General features: G+C 75.6%; 2 protein-coding genes. One reads left to right on the top strand and one right to left on the bottom strand.

Going from position 1 to position 1,315, the window contains the following annotated elements; genetic code table 11:
• Positions 1 to 21 precede the first annotated feature (21 nt).
• On the bottom strand, positions 22 to 651 hold the full coding sequence (locus tag RKE29_RS29915; RefSeq protein ID WP_312008848.1) for an ATP-binding protein: 630 nt from the start codon (positions 649 to 651) through the stop codon (positions 22 to 24).
• 128 nt (positions 652 to 779) lie between these two features.
• Between RKE29_RS29915 and RKE29_RS29910 the strand changes: the two genes are divergently transcribed.
• A complete protein-coding gene (locus RKE29_RS29910; RefSeq protein ID WP_312008847.1) occupies positions 780 to 1,244 on the top strand; it encodes a hypothetical protein in 465 nt (154 codons plus the stop codon).
• Positions 1,245 to 1,315: the final 71 nt, after the last annotated feature.

The following is a 1,315-nucleotide window of genomic DNA, read 5'->3' as shown; positions in this document are numbered from 1 at the left end:
TGACCCCTTGGAATTGATCATCTAGGCGCGAGCCACCTCGCACCGCCGCCCCGCCGCTGCCGCCGCGATACGCCCCATCGCCACGTCCCCGCCGCACGGATAGGCCCCCAGCGCCGCCTGCCGGGCCACGATGCCGCGCTCGGCCCGCATCAGCCGCCAGCCGCGCCGCAGCAGGTACGGCGCGGACTTGCGGCCCTCCCGCAGGTCGCGCACCAGCCGCCTGCGGAAGGTCGTCGACGGCCGCCCGCGCAGGCACAGCGCGTCCGCGAGCACGCCCAGCTCCCGGCACCCGGCGACCAGTTCGGCCGCGAAGATGCCCTCGGCGACGAACACCGGCGTGCGGCCGATGTCGATCAGCTGCTCGCCCACGCGCGCGCTCGCCGCGATGTCGTACTCCGGCACCACCGCGCGCGCCGAGCGGCACAGCGCGCCCACCGCCGCCAGCGCCGCGTCCGCGTCCCACGACAGCGGCGAGTCCCAGTCGGGGCCCGTGCCGCCCGCCAGCCGCGGCAGGGACGGGTCGCCGGCCTCCTTGTAGAAGTCGTCCAGGCACAGCACGGGCAGACCCGTACGGGCCGCCAGCGACGACTTGCCGGACCCGGAGGGGCCGGAGAGCAGGACGACGCGGGCGGGCGAGGGATGGTTCGTCACAGGACAGCAGTGTGCGGCATTCGGCCGGATGGGCGACAGAGCGGGTTGTAGGTGTGACTCATCCGGTATGCCTCGATACGATCCGTCGTCAGTCGATGATCTCCCCCAACGCCCCTGGCAGGTACCCCATGTCCTCGTCCGCACAGCACGCACGCCACCGGCGGTCCGCCTCCGCCTTCCGCGTCCCGCGCGTCCTCCTGCGCGCCGGGCTCGCCGTGTCCGCGGTCGGCGCCGCACTGGCCGGGGGTGTCGCGCAGGCCGCGAGCGCGGCCGCCGACGAGCCGCCGGGCCTGGCCCTGGACGTGCCCGTCAACGGCAAGAAGGCGGTCAACGCGAAGATCCCCCGGCCGAACCTGGACGCCGCGCTCCAGCACGTGCCCTCGGCCGTCCTGTCCCCGGTCACCAACCTGCGGCTCGACCCGCTCGCCAAGACCGGCGTGGACCCGCTGGACAACGCGGTCGGCACGCAGATCGCCGACTTCAAGCCGGTCAGCACCAAGCCGCTCACGGCGCCGATCTCGCAGGGCGGCAGCCTGCGGGACCTGCCGCTGGTCGGCCAGGTCGTCAAGCTGCTGCCCACCAACCCCCGCTGACGGCGGGCCCGGCCGCCGCCGCGCGCACGGGCGCCGGCGGCGGGCGCCGGGCCGGGCCGGGGCCGGTACGG

The organism is Streptomyces sp. B1866 (assembly GCF_031932565.1).
GTDB lineage: Bacteria > Actinomycetota > Actinomycetes > Streptomycetales > Streptomycetaceae > Streptomyces.
Note: the sequence above shows the minus strand (reverse complement) of the source record. Positions and strands in the feature narration are given on the sequence as shown.

Excerpts from the sequence above, each read along its gene's own strand:
- RKE29_RS29910 (WP_312008847.1), top strand. The coding sequence starts at position 780 with ATGTCCTCGTCCGCACAGCACGCACGCCACCGGCGGTCCGCCTCCGCC.